The organism is Paramagnetospirillum caucaseum (assembly GCF_000342045.1).
Lineage (GTDB): Bacteria > Pseudomonadota > Alphaproteobacteria > Rhodospirillales > Magnetospirillaceae > Phaeospirillum > Phaeospirillum caucaseum.
Map to the genome: position 1 here is coordinate 1 of NZ_AONQ01000006.1, position 14,938 is coordinate 14,938.

16 protein-coding genes are annotated in these 14,938 nt (G+C 59.2%); 3 read left to right on the forward strand and 13 right to left on the reverse strand.

Translation table 11 applies throughout. The features are described 5' to 3' along the window. The 6 genes from H261_RS03620 to H261_RS03640 form a co-directional block, all read right to left on the reverse strand. Window positions 1-173: recombinase family protein (locus H261_RS03620; protein WP_008614429.1), on the reverse strand; the 173-nt coding region annotated here is incomplete at its 3' end. A 195-nt stretch (window positions 174-368) separates the two neighbouring features. After that, a complete protein-coding gene (locus H261_RS03625) occupies window positions 369-2,315 on the reverse strand; it encodes an O-antigen ligase family protein (RefSeq protein WP_040475660.1) in 1,947 nt (648 codons plus the stop codon). Then, window positions 2,312-2,950, reverse strand: coding sequence for a glycosyltransferase (locus H261_RS25715; RefSeq protein WP_052004136.1), 639 nt, complete (start codon window positions 2,948-2,950; stop codon window positions 2,312-2,314). The genes H261_RS03625 and H261_RS25715 overlap by 4 nt, the downstream gene beginning before the upstream one ends. Next, window positions 2,947-3,423: a glycosyltransferase family protein gene (locus tag H261_RS25720; protein ID WP_052004137.1), complete on the reverse strand. Its 477-nt coding sequence runs from the start codon at window positions 3,421-3,423 to the stop codon at window positions 2,947-2,949. Before H261_RS25720 ends, H261_RS25715 begins: the two co-directional genes overlap by 4 nt. Window positions 3,424-3,425: 2 nt before the next feature. Continuing rightward, the gene (locus tag H261_RS03635; RefSeq protein WP_008614433.1) at window positions 3,426-4,769 is read right to left on the reverse strand and encodes an exopolysaccharide biosynthesis polyprenyl glycosylphosphotransferase; all 1,344 of its coding nucleotides are present in this window, start codon (window positions 4,767-4,769) and stop codon (window positions 3,426-3,428) included. A 106-nt stretch (window positions 4,770-4,875) separates the two neighbouring features. Continuing rightward, the gene (locus tag H261_RS03640; RefSeq protein WP_008614434.1) at window positions 4,876-5,982 is read right to left on the reverse strand and encodes an autotransporter outer membrane beta-barrel domain-containing protein; all 1,107 of its coding nucleotides are present in this window, start codon (window positions 5,980-5,982) and stop codon (window positions 4,876-4,878) included. Window positions 5,983-6,068: 86 nt separating this feature from the next. Between H261_RS03640 and H261_RS03645 the strand changes: the two genes are divergently transcribed. Next, complete coding sequence (locus tag H261_RS03645) at window positions 6,069-7,043, forward strand: alpha/beta fold hydrolase (RefSeq protein ID WP_152426688.1); 975 nt, start codon at window positions 6,069-6,071, stop codon at window positions 7,041-7,043. A gap of 29 nt (window positions 7,044-7,072) precedes the next feature. Next, window positions 7,073-7,321, forward strand: a complete 249-nt coding sequence (locus H261_RS03650) for a hypothetical protein (protein ID WP_008614438.1) — start codon at window positions 7,073-7,075, stop codon at window positions 7,319-7,321. 108 nt (window positions 7,322-7,429) lie between these two features. Here the strand turns inward: H261_RS03650 and H261_RS03655 are convergent, their stop codons facing one another. Beyond that, entirely contained in the window at window positions 7,430-8,434 is a 1,005-nt protein-coding gene (locus H261_RS03655; RefSeq protein ID WP_152426689.1) for an SGNH/GDSL hydrolase family protein, read from the reverse strand. Window positions 8,435-8,586: 152 nt separating this feature from the next. On the opposite strand from H261_RS03655, the gene H261_RS03660 reads away from it, so the two are divergent. Continuing rightward, window positions 8,587-9,702 carry a glycosyltransferase family 4 protein gene (locus tag H261_RS03660; RefSeq protein ID WP_081608847.1) on the forward strand — a complete coding sequence of 372 codons (1,116 nt, stop codon included), beginning with the start codon at window positions 8,587-8,589 and terminating at the stop codon, window positions 9,700-9,702. On the opposite strand, the gene H261_RS03665 is transcribed toward H261_RS03660, so the two are convergent. The 6 genes from H261_RS03665 to H261_RS03690 are packed head-to-tail and all read right to left on the reverse strand — an operon-like array spanning window position 9,699 to window position 14,858. After that, on the reverse strand, window positions 9,699-10,148 hold the full coding sequence (locus tag H261_RS03665) for a lasso peptide biosynthesis B2 protein (RefSeq protein WP_008614443.1): 450 nt from the start codon (window positions 10,146-10,148) through the stop codon (window positions 9,699-9,701). The two genes, H261_RS03660 and H261_RS03665, sit on opposite strands and share 4 nt — an antisense overlap. Then, complete coding sequence (locus tag H261_RS03670) at window positions 10,132-10,416, reverse strand: PqqD family protein (RefSeq protein ID WP_008614444.1); 285 nt, start codon at window positions 10,414-10,416, stop codon at window positions 10,132-10,134. The genes H261_RS03665 and H261_RS03670 overlap by 17 nt, the downstream gene beginning before the upstream one ends. Further along, complete coding sequence (locus H261_RS03675; protein ID WP_040475662.1) at window positions 10,417-11,295, reverse strand: sulfotransferase domain-containing protein; 879 nt, start codon at window positions 11,293-11,295, stop codon at window positions 10,417-10,419. It lies immediately after the preceding gene. Continuing rightward, a complete protein-coding gene (locus H261_RS23205; protein WP_008614447.1) occupies window positions 11,288-12,169 on the reverse strand; it encodes a phosphoenolpyruvate carboxykinase (ATP) in 882 nt (293 codons plus the stop codon). The genes H261_RS03675 and H261_RS23205 overlap by 8 nt, the downstream gene beginning before the upstream one ends. Next, window positions 12,166-12,987: a hypothetical protein gene (locus H261_RS23210; protein WP_152426690.1), complete on the reverse strand. Its 822-nt coding sequence runs from the start codon at window positions 12,985-12,987 to the stop codon at window positions 12,166-12,168. The genes H261_RS23205 and H261_RS23210 overlap by 4 nt, the downstream gene beginning before the upstream one ends. Next, complete coding sequence (locus tag H261_RS03690; RefSeq protein ID WP_008614451.1) at window positions 12,984-14,858, reverse strand: asparagine synthetase B family protein; 1,875 nt, start codon at window positions 14,856-14,858, stop codon at window positions 12,984-12,986. The genes H261_RS23210 and H261_RS03690 overlap by 4 nt, the downstream gene beginning before the upstream one ends. Between the last annotated feature and the right edge of the window lie 80 nt (window positions 14,859-14,938).

Sequence of the window (14,938 nt, forward strand, 5' to 3'; positions counted from 1 at the left end):
TCAAGGAGGCGGGTAAATCCTGGGCGCTGGGCGATGGCAACGCTTCCCGAGATCGTCTCAGTGATAACCCGTCGCGGTTCAATCGCAAAACCAGCGGCTTCTATCTCCAAGACCTGATTGTCGGTCGTCTGACCGTTGGTCGAGACGCGGACATAGGCGAAAGTGCGTGCCATGGCCTAGTTCAGTCCATAAAGGGTGTCCGAAAGATAGGCCATGTTCGGAAGTGTGTAAAGCTATTTTTCGGACAGGGGCAGGAGGTGTGTCCGAAATCGACCGATTTCGTACAGAACGACCGCAGTACCCCCGACAACGGCCGGTCAGGGCGAAGGTCCGCTATGGCCCCTGTGTGCCAGAAAGAGCCATTCGGTTCAGTGCGCTAAGGACTTTGTTACATCATCTGCTATCGGCACAAAGCGACCAGCACCAAGGGCAATCGCTCTGTGGAGCATATTCAGCCCATTAGCCTGATGGGCCGATGACGGATCAGCGATCAGGCGCACCCCCCGAAACCATAACACGACGGGATGCGATGGCTGCAGCTGCTCTAGCTTGGGCAGGAGGGTATCGTCTGGACCATCGCGCCCCTCCGCAATCAGCCAATTTAGATAAATCGCGGCAATGTCCATCCTGTTGGGGGCGATCTCGATCAACCTGATGATCTCCTCCCGCCACATGGCATCCAATTCGGGCGTCATGGAAAGCCAAGGGATGGTGGGAGAGGGAAACGCGGACTGCCCCACGGCATTGGCGATGACGATGGGGAGCAAAGCGGAACCGTTTGATTTTGTGCGCTCTGCTCCCTCCCGAATCAGTCGCGACAGGAATTCTGCATGTTCGGGGGAAAGTTCGAGGGTGGTTGAGCGACGCTGTGATGCCGTCAATGAATTGCTGATCGAAACGGCAAGGTCAAAATTCTGTCCGCGCGGATCGGTGGGAACTTGGACGTGGCCACAGTCGACTATGGCTGGCTGCGGGGAAAGGCAAGCCTCCAGACGGCCCGTCATGACTGCATTGTTGAACAGCACCAATGTCGCAGCCAGGGTGACGGCGCCCCCACCCACAGCCACCATCAGAGATCCCTGACGGCCAGCGGCCGTGTTGCGCCATTCGGTTCGCACTGGGGCTAAGGCGGCCAAGGCAAAACCGAGCGGAGCGAGGCTGAGGGGCAACATGAACCATGTGGCGTCGGTGAGCGCCAGGGCCAAGGCAAAGCCAAAGGCCATCCTGCCCGCTTGTGGCGCGGCTCCCAGCGCGATGCCGGCGCGGAGTATAATAGCCAGTGTCAGACCGGGCAGACCGGTGGCAAAGGCGGCTTCCAAGGCGGCATTGTGGCTGTGGAATTCGTCACGATAGAGATCCTTCCACTTGCCATCGACCAGGGAGATCCCGGTATCGGCCACATGGCGCGCCAGATATTCAGTAAAGTGTCCCCAGCCATGGCCGAAGAAAGCCGTTTTGAGGCTGTCAAAAACATGCGGTGCGATCACGCTGTGGAGGATAGAGCGGGACCACAGCGAGAATGTGCCGTGGAACCAAGTCACATGGTTCAGCAAAACATAGGGGGCCAGACTGACGATACTTATGACGGCGATGACGAGCGCCATGCGATATCGAATCAGCCAAGCCGGGATCGTCAGGCGGAGCGGCATCAGGAAGACCGCGATCACGACGAACCCCGCCATGGCGGTTCGGTTGCGCGACATCAGCACGCCCAATATGCCGACAGCCGCTATGACGCTCCAAAACCGATTGCCTCGCTCTCTCGCATTCCAGGCCACGGGAAGCAGAGCCAGGGCGCTATAGCCAAGGAATTCGGCGAAGCCGAAGAATCCAATGCCGGTACGGAATGGTAGCCATGTGACCGTCCGCGACAGATTGCAAACTCCAACTCCGAGGATGACGAGCCCTCCGATCAGAACCAAGACATCATGAATCCGGGTATTCTCATCGCGCAGACGCCAGGCCGCCATGACGAAGGCGGCCAGATCGAGATACCAGAGGGGGCCTTCACCGCTTTGCGGGGCGCCAAGTAGCGCCAAGCCGGGGAATTCTGCCAGGGAAGCGGCCAATGCGCTCCAGACCGCCAAAGCCAGGGCCGGAAGGACAAGAGGGGACCGAAGCATCGACGCGAGAGACGGCTCGCGCCGCCATCCCACGGCCAGTCCCGCCCAACACAGGCTTGCTCCGAAATGAGTGGCGATGATCACGGGTTCGGATTGCTGCCAAACCCCAAGGGCGAAATGCTTGTCGGACAACAGAACGGACAACAGGCCAATCAGCAGTCCCGTGGCCGACAGTAAGATTGTGGCCATCATGATGGTTTCTCCAGCGCCTTCTGGATAGCCATGGACAGCGCCTCCCTGAACCGTGCGGGTGCGAACCGTTCGGCGTTCGCCCGGCAACCGAGGGGATCCATGATGGGATATTGCCGGTCCATCTCCTCCACCGCCTGACAGAGCGAGGCGGCGGTTTGCTCATGAAAGAAAACCGCCGTCGGTGCTTCCGCCTGGGGATTTTGCAGTGTCTCAAGCGCCCCACCCTTGGCCAAGGCGATCACCGGCTTTCCCGCCGCTTGGGCTTCGAGGGGAGCGATGCCGAAATCCTCGACCGCAGCCAGGATGAAGGCCCGACAGCGCGATAGATGGTCCTCCACCACATGATCGGGCTGAGCGCCCAACAAAACCACATTGGCCGGTGCCGAGGCCCGCAGCCGCGCCAATTCCGGCCCGTCACCGATCACCACAAGCTTACGGTGCGGCATGGCCGCGAAAGCCGAGACCATGAGATCGATCCGCTTATAGGGAACTAGCCGGGATACCGTCAGATAAAAATCCTCGGAGTGATGACTGACCTGAAAGCGCTCCATAGCCACCGGCGGATAGACGGCCTCGGCGCTGCGGCGCCAATATTTGGCGATCCGCTTGGCTACAAAGCCGGAATTGGCGATCAAGACATCGGGCCGCTGCCCCGACAGCTGGTCCCAGAGGCGTAAGCGGTGCAGCATCCAACGGGCCGCCCACCGTCCCAACCAGGAGAGCTCCCCCCCCCCAGATACTGGTTCTGCAGATCCCAGGCATAGCGCATGGGCGTATGGATATAGGCGACATGCCGCTGGTCGGGGCCGGTCAAGACGCCTTTGGCGACGGCATAGCTGGAGGACAGCACCAGTTCATAGGCCGAGAAATCCCATTGCTCGATGGCCAGGGGCATCAGGGGGAGATACCGCCGATAGAAGCGGCTGGCGAAGGGAAGCTGCTGGATGAAGCTGGTGGTGACCGGGCGGCCTTGCAGGATGCGCCGGTCTTCCAGGAAATCGATCACCGCGAAAATATCGGCCGTCGGATACAGGGTGATCATCTCGGCCAGGACCCGCTCGGCACCACCGATCACGGTCAACCAGTCGAATACGATGGCCACTCTCATGATCAATACGCCTTGCTGTCACGAAAACAGAGGGCCAATGAGCGAGCCAGTATCATGACATCGAACATGATCGACCAGTTCTCGATATAGAACAGATCATAGGCGATCCGTTGTTCCAAATCCTCGGCGGACGTGATCTCCCCCCGGCAGCCATTGACTTGGGCCCAGCCCGTCATGCCTGGCCGAACCCGCGTCCGCCACAGATAGGAATCCGTGATGGCCGCCAAGCCTTGCGAATGGAAAACCTCATGCGGGCGCGGGCCAACCAGCGACATGGAGCCGGTCAGAACGTTGAAGAGCTGGGGAAGCTCGTCGAGGCTGGTCCGGCGGAGCAATCTGCCGATCCGGGTGACGCGTGGATCATTGCGGATTGTCGTGGTCATAACCTGTTCCGTCGGATCGTGACGCATGGTGCGAAACTTATAGACGGTGAATTCCCGATCCCGCCAGCCCGAGCGTCGCTGGGCATAAAGGATCGGCCCGGAACTGTCCAGTTTGATGGCGGCGGCGATCAGCCCCATGAGAGGGGCCAGCACAACAAGCAGCACCACCGCCCCCACCCGGTCCTCAATCGCCTTCAGGACCGATGCGACCCCGCGCCAAGGCCGGTTCATCACGCGCAGAACCGGCATACCGGCAAGGGTATCGGTCGTTTCAAACGGCCACCGGATGGCTGAGTATTCAAGGAAAAGATCGATATCCGTGTCGAATGACGACAGATCGACGATCATCCTCTCCACATCGGAAATATCCTGCCCACCGACGGCCACAACGATTCCGTGCGGGTCTGTATCCGCGCAGGCTGTCCGTAATGCCGCGACATGGTCCGAGATCTGGCTGTCCAGAGACAAGGCGACCACTGCCACGATGTCGGTCCCATCCGGCGTCAGGTCGATGCGGCGCCGGATCGTTTCGATCAAGTCCATCCGGCCGATGATCGCGATGCGGCGGCGCCCGATACCGGCTGACTTCAGATGCGCACTGGCGGCGCCGATGGCGGCCCGGCCGAACACCAAGAGAAGGAGACTCAAGGGGACCCACAGCATCAGCCAGACGCGGGAAAACTCGCCGCTGGTTTTGGTGGCATAGCCCAAGGTCATCAGGGTGACCCCCCCGGCCAATCCGCCAATGGCCAGGGCATTCATGCTATGGGCGCTGTTCAGAATCCGCCCCGATGAATAGGCGCCGAACACATGGAACCAGAACGACAAGACTGGGGGGGAAATCAGCAACAGCCCCGTCTGCAACGGCGACATGCTCAGGCTTCCATGACGCAAGACGAACGCCAAGCCGCCACCCATGAGAATGGCAACGATGTCGAAGAGCTTGACCAGTCCGATGAGCACCTTTCGCCGCCCCTATGGATGCGTCGTCATCGCCGACATTGGAGAGCCCTAAATAAAAAACGGGATGCCACCATCACGTGGCATCCCGTTTCTCTTAGACTCGGGATTAGAACCGATACCGGACTGTCCCGGTCACACCATTCATGGACATGTGAGAGCGGAACTGTCCGCTGCTGCCTTCAAGCATGAGGGTGAGGTCGTCTCCCACTCCGGCAACAAGACCACCGGTAAAGGTCGCACCGAAGCGGTCACCGACCGCCTTGGTCCCCGAGGCCGTATCAATGATGCCCGCCGGGCTCTTGTTGACGTCATATTCAGGACGAACCGACACATAGGGGTTGAGAAAACCCCAATCGGTGCTTTCCATGTAGCCGACCCGTGTGGTGGAGCGCAGCTGGCCCAGGCGAATATTCACCCGGTCCACCACGGTGCCACCCACGCCGGATTCCCGATAGGAGTTCTGAGCCTCCGAGAGATACATGTAACCCAGATTGGTGCCGAGCTGCCAATTCCCCATGGTGGTCTTGGCATTGAAGTTGGTGGCTCCGAACACACGGCCGCCATAGGTCGTGCCATATACGGAATTGCTCAGGCGGGTCATGTTGTACTTCAGGAAGGCATAGCCCGCCGTGGCATCAACACTGTAATTCTGATTGAAGTTATAGCCCACATAGGGGGCAATGCCGACATTGTTGGCAATCAGGGAGCCGTTGTTAAAGGGGGTGTCGATACGGGCACCTTCGTAGCCCGAGGCGACACCGACAATAAACTGGTCGGTCACACGATAGTCGGCACCGAGAACCGCCGTGGCGATAATACCGTGGAAGTTTTCGAACTTGTGGTCGTCCTTGATCCAGGCATTGCCGAAATTGGCCCAGACGCCAAAGTCCTTGGTCGCCGAACCCGCCGACTTGCCGTCACCGAAATTGAGCAGCGAACTTCCCTGCTGGGGAGCCGCGCCGGTTCCGGTTCCAGTTCCACCGCCGCCACCGCTCGGCACGGACGGCGTGATCGCGGTACCTGAACTGGTACCGGCCGAGACGGCCTGACTGATGCGAGACGAAATAACGGTCGAAACCTGAGACGCCGACTGCTGCGCAACCTGCCCACCAGCAACCGTATTCGTTGCGGTATTATACGTGCCCGCAGCCCAGGCGCTTGACGAAACAACGACCCCGAACGAGATCGCGGCGACTTTTAAGGCCTTGTTCATTAGAATCCCCCCGGGGCTCAGCACACACATATATTAGCGGCCAATCTAACGGCCTATCACTTTGATCTCAAGCAAGGTTGTGCCTTGTGAAAGTGACATATTGTATCAGTGTTAAAAATACCACAGGCCGAAACAAACAAACGCCTGGGTTGAATAGCAACGCCACGGATCCAGAAATGCCTCATTCAAAACATTCATATTCCTTCCTTTTCATGATTCTTCTGGTGCTGAGCGCCTGCTCCTCGACGGAGTTTCTCCCTCGGCAACGCAAGGCGAAAGCCATCGCGGACACGTCCGGATGGAGCTACCAAAGCATTGCAGCAAAGCAATTCGACCTGATTGCCGTCGCGTCACCACGAGGTAACGGCACAGGCCAACTCACGATTTATGTCGAGGGTGACGGCCTTGCATTTCTGGGACCGCGAACGATCTCCAGCGACCCTACCCCCGACGACCCAACCGCATTGCGGCTGGCCCTCGGCCATCCCGGCGGGAGTACCGCCTATCTTACCCGCCCCTGCCAGTATCAGATGGCTGGGAGCGGGCGAAATTGCCATCCGTCCTATTGGACCAGTCATCGCTATGCTCCGGAAGTGATCGAAAGCATGGGGCAGGCAGTCGATGTCTTGAAGGACCGGGCTGGAGCGCAGCGTCTGGTTCTGGTCGGCTATTCCGGCGGTGGGGCCATCGCGGTCCTGCTGGCCGCGCGCCGGTCGGATGTGGTGGGCATCGTCACGGTCGCCGCCAATCTCGACCTTCGTTATTGGACCAGCACAGAGAAATTGGCCCCACTCTCGGGTTCCCTGGATCCCGCCGACGCCGCGCATGACGTGGAGACCATCCCGCAGGTTCACTTCGTCGGCCGTGCGGATGACGTTGTTGCACCGGGGGTTGTTCGCTCCTATATCTCTCATATGGTGGACTCATCCAAAGTGCGGGTGATCGAAGTTCCCGGCTTTGGCCATGTGTGCTGCTGGGCGGGGAAATGGCCGGAATTGTCTGGACGGTCCGACCTGAAGATTATACCGGGCTGGGCTATACCAGCCGGTAACTTGCGTTGAGAAAACGCCGTGTCTCGAGGAGAACCCCCATGAAGATCGCGCTTACCGCAGCCGTGTTGATGGCCTTGTCCGTACCGGCCATGGCCCAGTCCGGCGCAATGTCCCAGGCCGTGGGGCAGGTCGGAGCCCAGGGGGTCGGCACCATGACCGATGCAACGAAGCAGCAGGCAACAGACAAGGCGGAGGCGGCCAAAGCCAAAGCTAAGGCGGAGGCAGAGGCGGCCAAGCCAGCGGCTCCCGACGTCAAGGGCGCCATCCCAGTGGCTCCGCCGAAATAGATCCGTTTCGTTCTGATCGTTTTCCGTAGGAGACCTTGATGACCCGATCAGCGATGGCAATCATCGCTGATCGTTGGGTGCCCCAACATCTGGATGCTGAATTCAGCTTCAGTGGATGCGGTTATATGGCATGCGGTTCATTTGGCCGACCGTAGGACGCGATGCCCCTATTTCCTTTGCGAAGGCGCGGGCGATGGCCTGATTCACCCAGGTGCGGAAATGTCCTCCGGAATGTGGGTTGCGGAGCGGCATGGTCGGCACTTGGTCACGGACACTCTGAACCGTCGGCCACCAATCGGCAAAGCCGACCCCGCGATGCAATGCCCAGTTTCGAAGCCAGTCATAGCTTGGAGCGTGGTCTTGGGTGACAGCCCAGGAAACGATCAGCTTTCCTCCCGCAACCTCAACCTCGTCGGCAAGCATTTCGAGATAGGGCCGACACCGCTCTGCCACCGACATGCCATGGGGGCTTGGAGATCTTGAGATCAGGAGAGGGCGCAATGCCTCAAGGGCCAGGATGGTTACTTGGCGATCGAGAATCCAGCGAGCCACTGGGGTGAAAGCCCCCCAATACGGACTCCCCGCAACTGCCTTTCGGGCCCGACGCCCCGAGAGCAGTTCATCAATGTCCTCCGCATCGTTTTCGGCACCAAGCAGAAGCACAAAAGATGGCTTTCCAAGTTCTTTCAGCATCCGACGAAAGGTGATCAGCTCTTGCAGCGTCCCATAGCTGGAAACGCCCAAATTAACGACGGCAATATCCTTCCTATAACGCCCATCCGAGCCGATGTTCAGTTGAAGGTCCAACTGGGCCGGATAGGATGCGTCCATCGGCACCCCCGTACCCTGGGTATAGGAATCCCCAAGTGCGAATACGAGCTCTCGGTAGCCCGTGAAATCGTCGGTGTAGTTAAAACTACCCAGACGGTTTGTTTCGAACTCGATCTGGTAGTCGGCGGAACGAAGGAAATGACTGGAGGGGCGGTAGCGATAGCCAAGTTCGCTGTCAAAAACCATCATTCCAGGAACATCAGAAGGGTATGTCGGGGAAAACTCCTGAAGAATAAGCTCGAACACCGCAATCGACAACAGAACAGACAGAAATACTGTCAAGATATTTCCTAATTTTCGCTTCATATTCCCCACCAAAAATATGCGTTCAATGCCGAAGGATGCGCTGGAGGCAGGAAGATTTATGATTTAATCCGCAGGTGATTTTGCGGCATCATGGTTGACACCATAGGCTTGGGGCGCGCGACTTCATCATGTCCAAAGATTGCCGAGTCGCCATCGATTGCTCAAGCCTTGGCAGGCAGTGGACCGGGGTCGCCCATTTTACCTATCGTCTGACCCAGTCCTTACAGGAAATCCGTCCCGACTGGGATTTTCTCCTGTTCAATGGAATTGGTTGGGAACGGACACTCTCCGCCCCATCCGACCACCATCCATCCATCCGGTTCTGGCGCGAAATTCCATTTGCCTACGAGGCGTGGCGAAAAGTTCAACGAAGCTGTTTCAGTCGGCTTCCCCGCTCGTTTCGTCCGGATGTCTTTCTGGTGCCGAATCATCTTCCTCCGGCACCTTGCCACCCCATCGTTCCCATTATTCATGATTTGTCCCATATGCGAATGCCCGAAACTCACCCAAAAGGGCGATTAAGATGGCTGAGCTCCCTCCAGGACGCTGCGGCAAGCGCGTCGGAAATCATCGCAGTATCGGATTTTACCAAGGCTGAAATTACCAGTCTGCTTGGCGTTTCTCCGGACCGCATAAGCGTCGCCACTCCGGGGCTCTCGCCGGGATTTCTCCCCCAGAACGACGCCCGTCTCGCGCCGGTCATGGATCGCTTAGGCCTTCAGTCCGGCACGTACTATCTCTGCCTGGCGGCTCAGGAACCACGAAAGAACTTGTCGACGCTGATTGCCGCCCACAAGGCCCTGCCGACCGAGTTCCGGCGAGACCACCCCCTGGTTCTGGCAGGAGCAGCGGGATGGGGCTCCCAGATAGTGGGCGCCCATGACGACATGGTCCGCGAGATCGGCTACGTTCCCGCGTCAGATCTACCTAGCCTGCTCGGCGGGGCTATTGCGCTATGCTACCCGTCGCACTACGAGGGGTTTGGTATGCCGGTTATAGAGGCCATGGCCTGCGGCACTCCGGTGATCGCATCCACCGCTCTTGGATTGGATACGGCGAGCGGAGACGCGGCGTTGCGAGTCCCACCGCAGGATGTCGCAGAGTGGACCGCGACGATGATCGTCATCACCAAGGACAAGCATCGGCGCGAGGCATGTATCCAGCGGGGCCTGTCACACGCGTCGCACTTTTCCTGGACGGAGACCGCGTCCGTCGTCGCAAGGGTTCTGGAGCGGGTGATTTAGCGGGGGCTTACGGTAAAGACTGAAATAACCCGATAGGTCTGATGCCCAGCATAGCCGGTTACAAAGACATCGCCACTTTTCAGCCATGCATGGGCGATGAGGCCGCTTTCCTTCGCCACCCCCAATAGCAGCGAGGCCGGAATGCCCCGGCGGCGCAGCATGATTGCGCCGGTTATCGCCTGGACGAGGCAGGTGCTTTTCCAGGGGGTTCTGGCCGCCATGGCGCGCACGGCCTTGCCAACCCATTCAGGATCACCCTCTGGCCCCGCCTTCTCCGCCGTGGTCGCGGAGGACAACTCCAATCCGGTCAGCGCCGCAAGCCACCGGAACGGCAAGGTAAGCACCCCTGCCTTAACGACACATAACAGCGTCATAGCTTCCATAAGCAGCAAAATCTCGGCAGCAGAAGCCCGCCGTAATTTGTCGATGTCAGTCTTCAACGACATGGATGATTCCATCGCGTTCCAGTTCCGTGATGAACGTCATCACCTCTGCGGCGATAACCTCGGGATCACCACGAAAGGCCTCCGTCAGGAGCTTGATTAAATCATCCACCCGGTGAGGAGACTCCAATATTGACCAGATACGACGGCCGACATCATTAAGGCCGATGTAGTTATTGGATGCCAGATTAAGGATGACGATCTCGTCACCAACGGTGGTCGACTGCAATCCGTCCGTTTGGGCGATAACTGATGTGGCACACAGAGGCATCTATTCATCTCCATAGGGAAGCGGATTGTTGTCACGGTCCAGGTATCCGAACCGGCGCATCACCTCGCCATGGGATCGGATGATTTGGTCGGCAAGATGGGCGGCTAACTCCTGCCGCCATCCACCGGCTCGTCCCCGACGAAAGAAATTCCCAGTCCCGGCCGAGGGCTTCTCCCGGAACCCCCCGGCCAGCTCTTGTCGCTGCAGTTCATCAAAATTGGAGAACCGGACTGCGCGACAGACCCGGTCAGCATCGAAAGGCAAACCGCAGGCCCTCACAACCTCCCTGAACACCGCTTCGGGTGACTTTAACATATCCTCATAGCGCACGACATGCGTGAGCCCGTCGGGTTGATCGACCCAGCTTCTCACATGATCGCTCCATGACCCGATAACTTGGCTCAGTTGATCCGTCATGCGTCGCGAACCGCCGCCAAGCCGGGACGAAGAATCCCCCATCCTCTCGACTGCATCTTCGATCGATACCCCGAGATGATGGGCAAATGACGTGGCGACATCCAGCGGATTGCGCAGAATATAGATCGAGCACCGTGTCAGCGATGGTGGAAAGATCGGCTCTCCGGATAGGGCACTGCCCCCCCAAGCATCGTGAACCTTGATGAATATTGTATCCCTCATGGTTCCCGCCAGCCTGCGATAGACCTCAGGCCGGAGGCTTTCGACAATAGAGTCGTTCAGGGATGACGACTTGATCCCGCACCAGTCATCGAACAATTCCCTGGAACTTGCCATGACGTTATTTTCGAGATCATTAATGCCAAGGGGCTCACAGCAGTTGCGGGTATAGTTATTTAAAAGCACCCTCATCCATGTGTTGCCTGACTTGGGAAATGACGCCAGCCAGACGATATCAGTCACGGCAAATCTCGCTCATGATGGCGGCGATGGTCCATGTTCCGTTCGGTCGGCAAACCCGGCGCATGGGAACGCCCCCTGCCACCGCCGAAAATACGGTAAAGTGGTCGCCAAGCTCCTCGGGAAGCAATGGGCCATAAATGCAGTCATGCAACGCCGCGAATTTCTCGGCCCCGATCAAGGGAATACTCTCCACGCGATCGTCATCCCAGGCATCAAGAATCACGATCTCGGCAAGGGGCGCCAAAGTTCCCATATCGGGGGCCGGAAGCGTGACTTTCTTGGCTTGGCACGGATTGCGCGGCAGGCTGGCTATATTCTTGCCCAGCCTCTCGGCCGCATCCAGACACATGGAAACATGGTTGTTTCCGGGCAGGACCGCGAATCCACCGTCCGGTCGCGCAGCGAGAACCGTTACGTCATCGGACAATGTTTTCCAACCGGCATCCAGAAGGGCCTGATGGGTCGTCGATTTGCCGGCCCCGGAACGGCCGCACAGAACGCTCACCCCCCTGGGGCCGACAGCGGCATTGCCGTGCAGCACCAGATGGCCCCGCTGGCGCATGACCGCAGCCAATATCGAGTGGATGAAATGAAATGCGAGCCTGCCATCCTCGGACGCTTCATTCCTCTCGACGGTCACACGCTGCCCTCCCTCCACCAGGAAACGGCCTCCACGCGGGTCGCCCTTCCACAAAAAGAGGCCTGGGGCCGCATCATATCTGGGGGTCCGGAGGGTGGGAGCGGAAAGAGCTTGGGGCACCACGCCCTCCACCACGCTCAGATCCAGTGGTGACGCCCCATCCACCGCAAGCAACGAAGGGCAGGAAAACGGCAACGACAGATGAAGGCCGTAAGCCATATAGGCAAAACTCATGAGTCCCACTCCAGGAATCGCCGCGTCACGTCATCAACCGACCATCCTCTGAGCGGGCGCCTTAGATGTAAGGATGAAGTCGTCCGGACAATCTCGGCAAGCAACTCAAAAATCCGAACCGGCGTCATAATTGCCAACGCAATCCGCCTGTTATAGATCGCATAGCCCGCGCTCATAACGGCTTTGGCCCCAAGTTCAGCCTCCAGAGAGACCCGATCACCGTCTTCCAGCCCCAGCCTGACAATGGCCTTCAACCGGGAGGGCCCGGCAATTTTAGGGTTCTCCACCTGATGGAATGTCCGCCCGCTGTCCTTTGCCGATGGCAAGGACAATCCGGCAGCTGCATCTGGCCAGAGCCAAAGTCCGCTATCGGCGGCTTCAGCGATCGGCCCACCCGCGTCGGACCATGATATCACGGCAAGATCATCCGACAGCAGCCGCCACCCGTGCAACAGCAAGCTCATGGCCAATGTTGACTTGCCCGATACGCCAATGCCGGTAAAGGCCACCGCATCTCCCGAGCCGTTGACGACGGTTGCGGCATTCAAGACAAGGCGGCCGCGCTGGTACGCCGCCGCCGCCAAAGGAGTCATGGCCGCGAAGCGCTTGACCTCCATCATCTGAGCCTCGGGGTCGGGCTGTATGGTGATGCGCTCGCCTCTCTCGACGAAATAGCGCGCGACATTCGGCACCCTCAGCAGGAATTGCCCGTCCGCCACCTCCCACAGCACGCCGGACGACGTGATCGCATCGAGATGAAGCGGCACGCATCCAAATTCCATTTGAAGATCAGACAGAGTGGGCGGAAGTGGGATCATGCCCTGTCTGCTGCATACGTATTCACGAATTGCCCGGCCATAACCCCGCGCATGATGATGGAGTCGGCCTGCCTTAAAATATCCGGGCCGTCTTCGGTCTGTATGGAACGCCAGGTTGCGCGCATGTGATCCACATCGACGTAATTGGCCGCCGGTCCATGCGCCAATTCATCCAATGCCACGTCCATAGCCTGTGCGTCTCCCCTGAGCCTCGGAACGAGATCGGCGGCCTGTCTACCGATTTTCGAGTTCACCCGGATCACGTCAGGCAGGCGTCCCGTCATGGCGGACCGGATCACCCAACGGTCGAGGCCACTTTCCTGATCGATAAAGATATGGTCGGGTATGGACAAGACATATTCCAGCAAGCCAGCATCGGCCGTCGGGTCGCGATATTCGATACCGCCCTGCAGCCCCATTTCCGTATAGATCGCACTGCTGGAATTGGCCTCTGGGCTCAGCATCTTGAGCCGGTGCGTCAACCCGTCCTTGGCGCGGGGCGAAAGAGGCCCGCCGCCATCGTCCAGAATACGCTCTCTCAGGCGAATGCGGCGGGCGAACTCCGGATGGATCGCACTTGTGCGAAACCAATCCTCCGACAGCCGAAGGTCCTTCCACATGCGCATGGCCGGAGTCGGCACGATCTCGCGCAACAATTCCTTGAGGCAGCGCCCCAAGCCTATCCGACGAAGCCGTTGAACCAGCGGAAGCGAGAACGGGCTGCCGACCCAAGATATCCCGGGATTTCCCAAATGGCCGGTCAGGACCACCTGACAGCCCAGAGCCCGAGCCTGGGCCTGCAATTCCAACCGCCAGAAAAAGTTGGTGACCGCATAGCCGGGGGTGCCGGTAATGGAAAGCATGGCCCGAAGCCCCTGCAGCGGCGTAAGCGAGCGCCCCTCAACGAGGTGATGGTCGATATTGCCCGCCATTTCCACGGCTGCCCGCGCATAGGGCAACTCATTGCCGAAGAGTGGGCCCGTATAGGGCGAGGTCTCGGTGGTCGGTATGGAGGTGAAGGCGTGGAGACGCTGGGCGCTGCGCGAGAGAATAGCTGCGGCGGTAACCGCAACCGAACTGGAATCGAGACCGCCGCTCAGGGTCGCGCCGAACGGGCCGTCCCCCACAAGACGATTGCGCACGGCGGCGTCGAAGAGTTCCCGAAACCGGTCGGCATAATCCTGACGCTGACGAAACCGGCACAGGCTGACGTCTTCTATCCGCCAGTATCGTTCAATCCTGGTCTGTTCCGGGGTTACCACCATGACATGGGCTGGTGGAAGCAGCTTTATCTCGGGGTGAATCGTTCGATCACCGGGAGAGGGATGCCACCCAACCAGCCTTTGCGCCAGATAGAGCTCATCAAAGTCACTGGGATGTTTGACGAAGGAGCGGAGAGTCAGGAAGCGGGGCGAGAAGGCGATGAAGGCTGGCGTGATGCAATAGGCCAGGGCTGTAGGGCCGAACCGGTCGCGGGCCAGGACAAGTCGCCGGTCCGCGGGATGCCAAGCCGCAAAGCACCAGTCTCCGCGCAGATGGTTGACGCAATCTGCGCCCCAGCGGCCATAGGCGTGACGGATCAAATCCCGGTCTGAAAGATCGGCCCCCCCGTCGGCAACCGAGTCCAAGGCCAGTGCCAAGTCAGTCCGGTTGTCCAGCCGCCCCGCAGCCGAGAACAACACGGCCTCGCCGAGGGGGCACGCCCCCTGTTCTCCCCGGTGGATTGAGCCGAGAATAGCCGTCTCGGCACAGAGAAAATCCGCGCGAATGTTTCCGGAGTACGACGAAACATCGGCCTGGAAGATCTCCAGTGTTTTCGCGGAAATCGGCCCGCCATCGCGTCGGACAAGGCCGAAAACACCGAAACTCACTTGAAAAACTCCAACACCGCTCCCGCCGACACGGAAGATGCCGTCAGCGACTTAGTCCGGGTTCGAGCCAGACCCAGCAA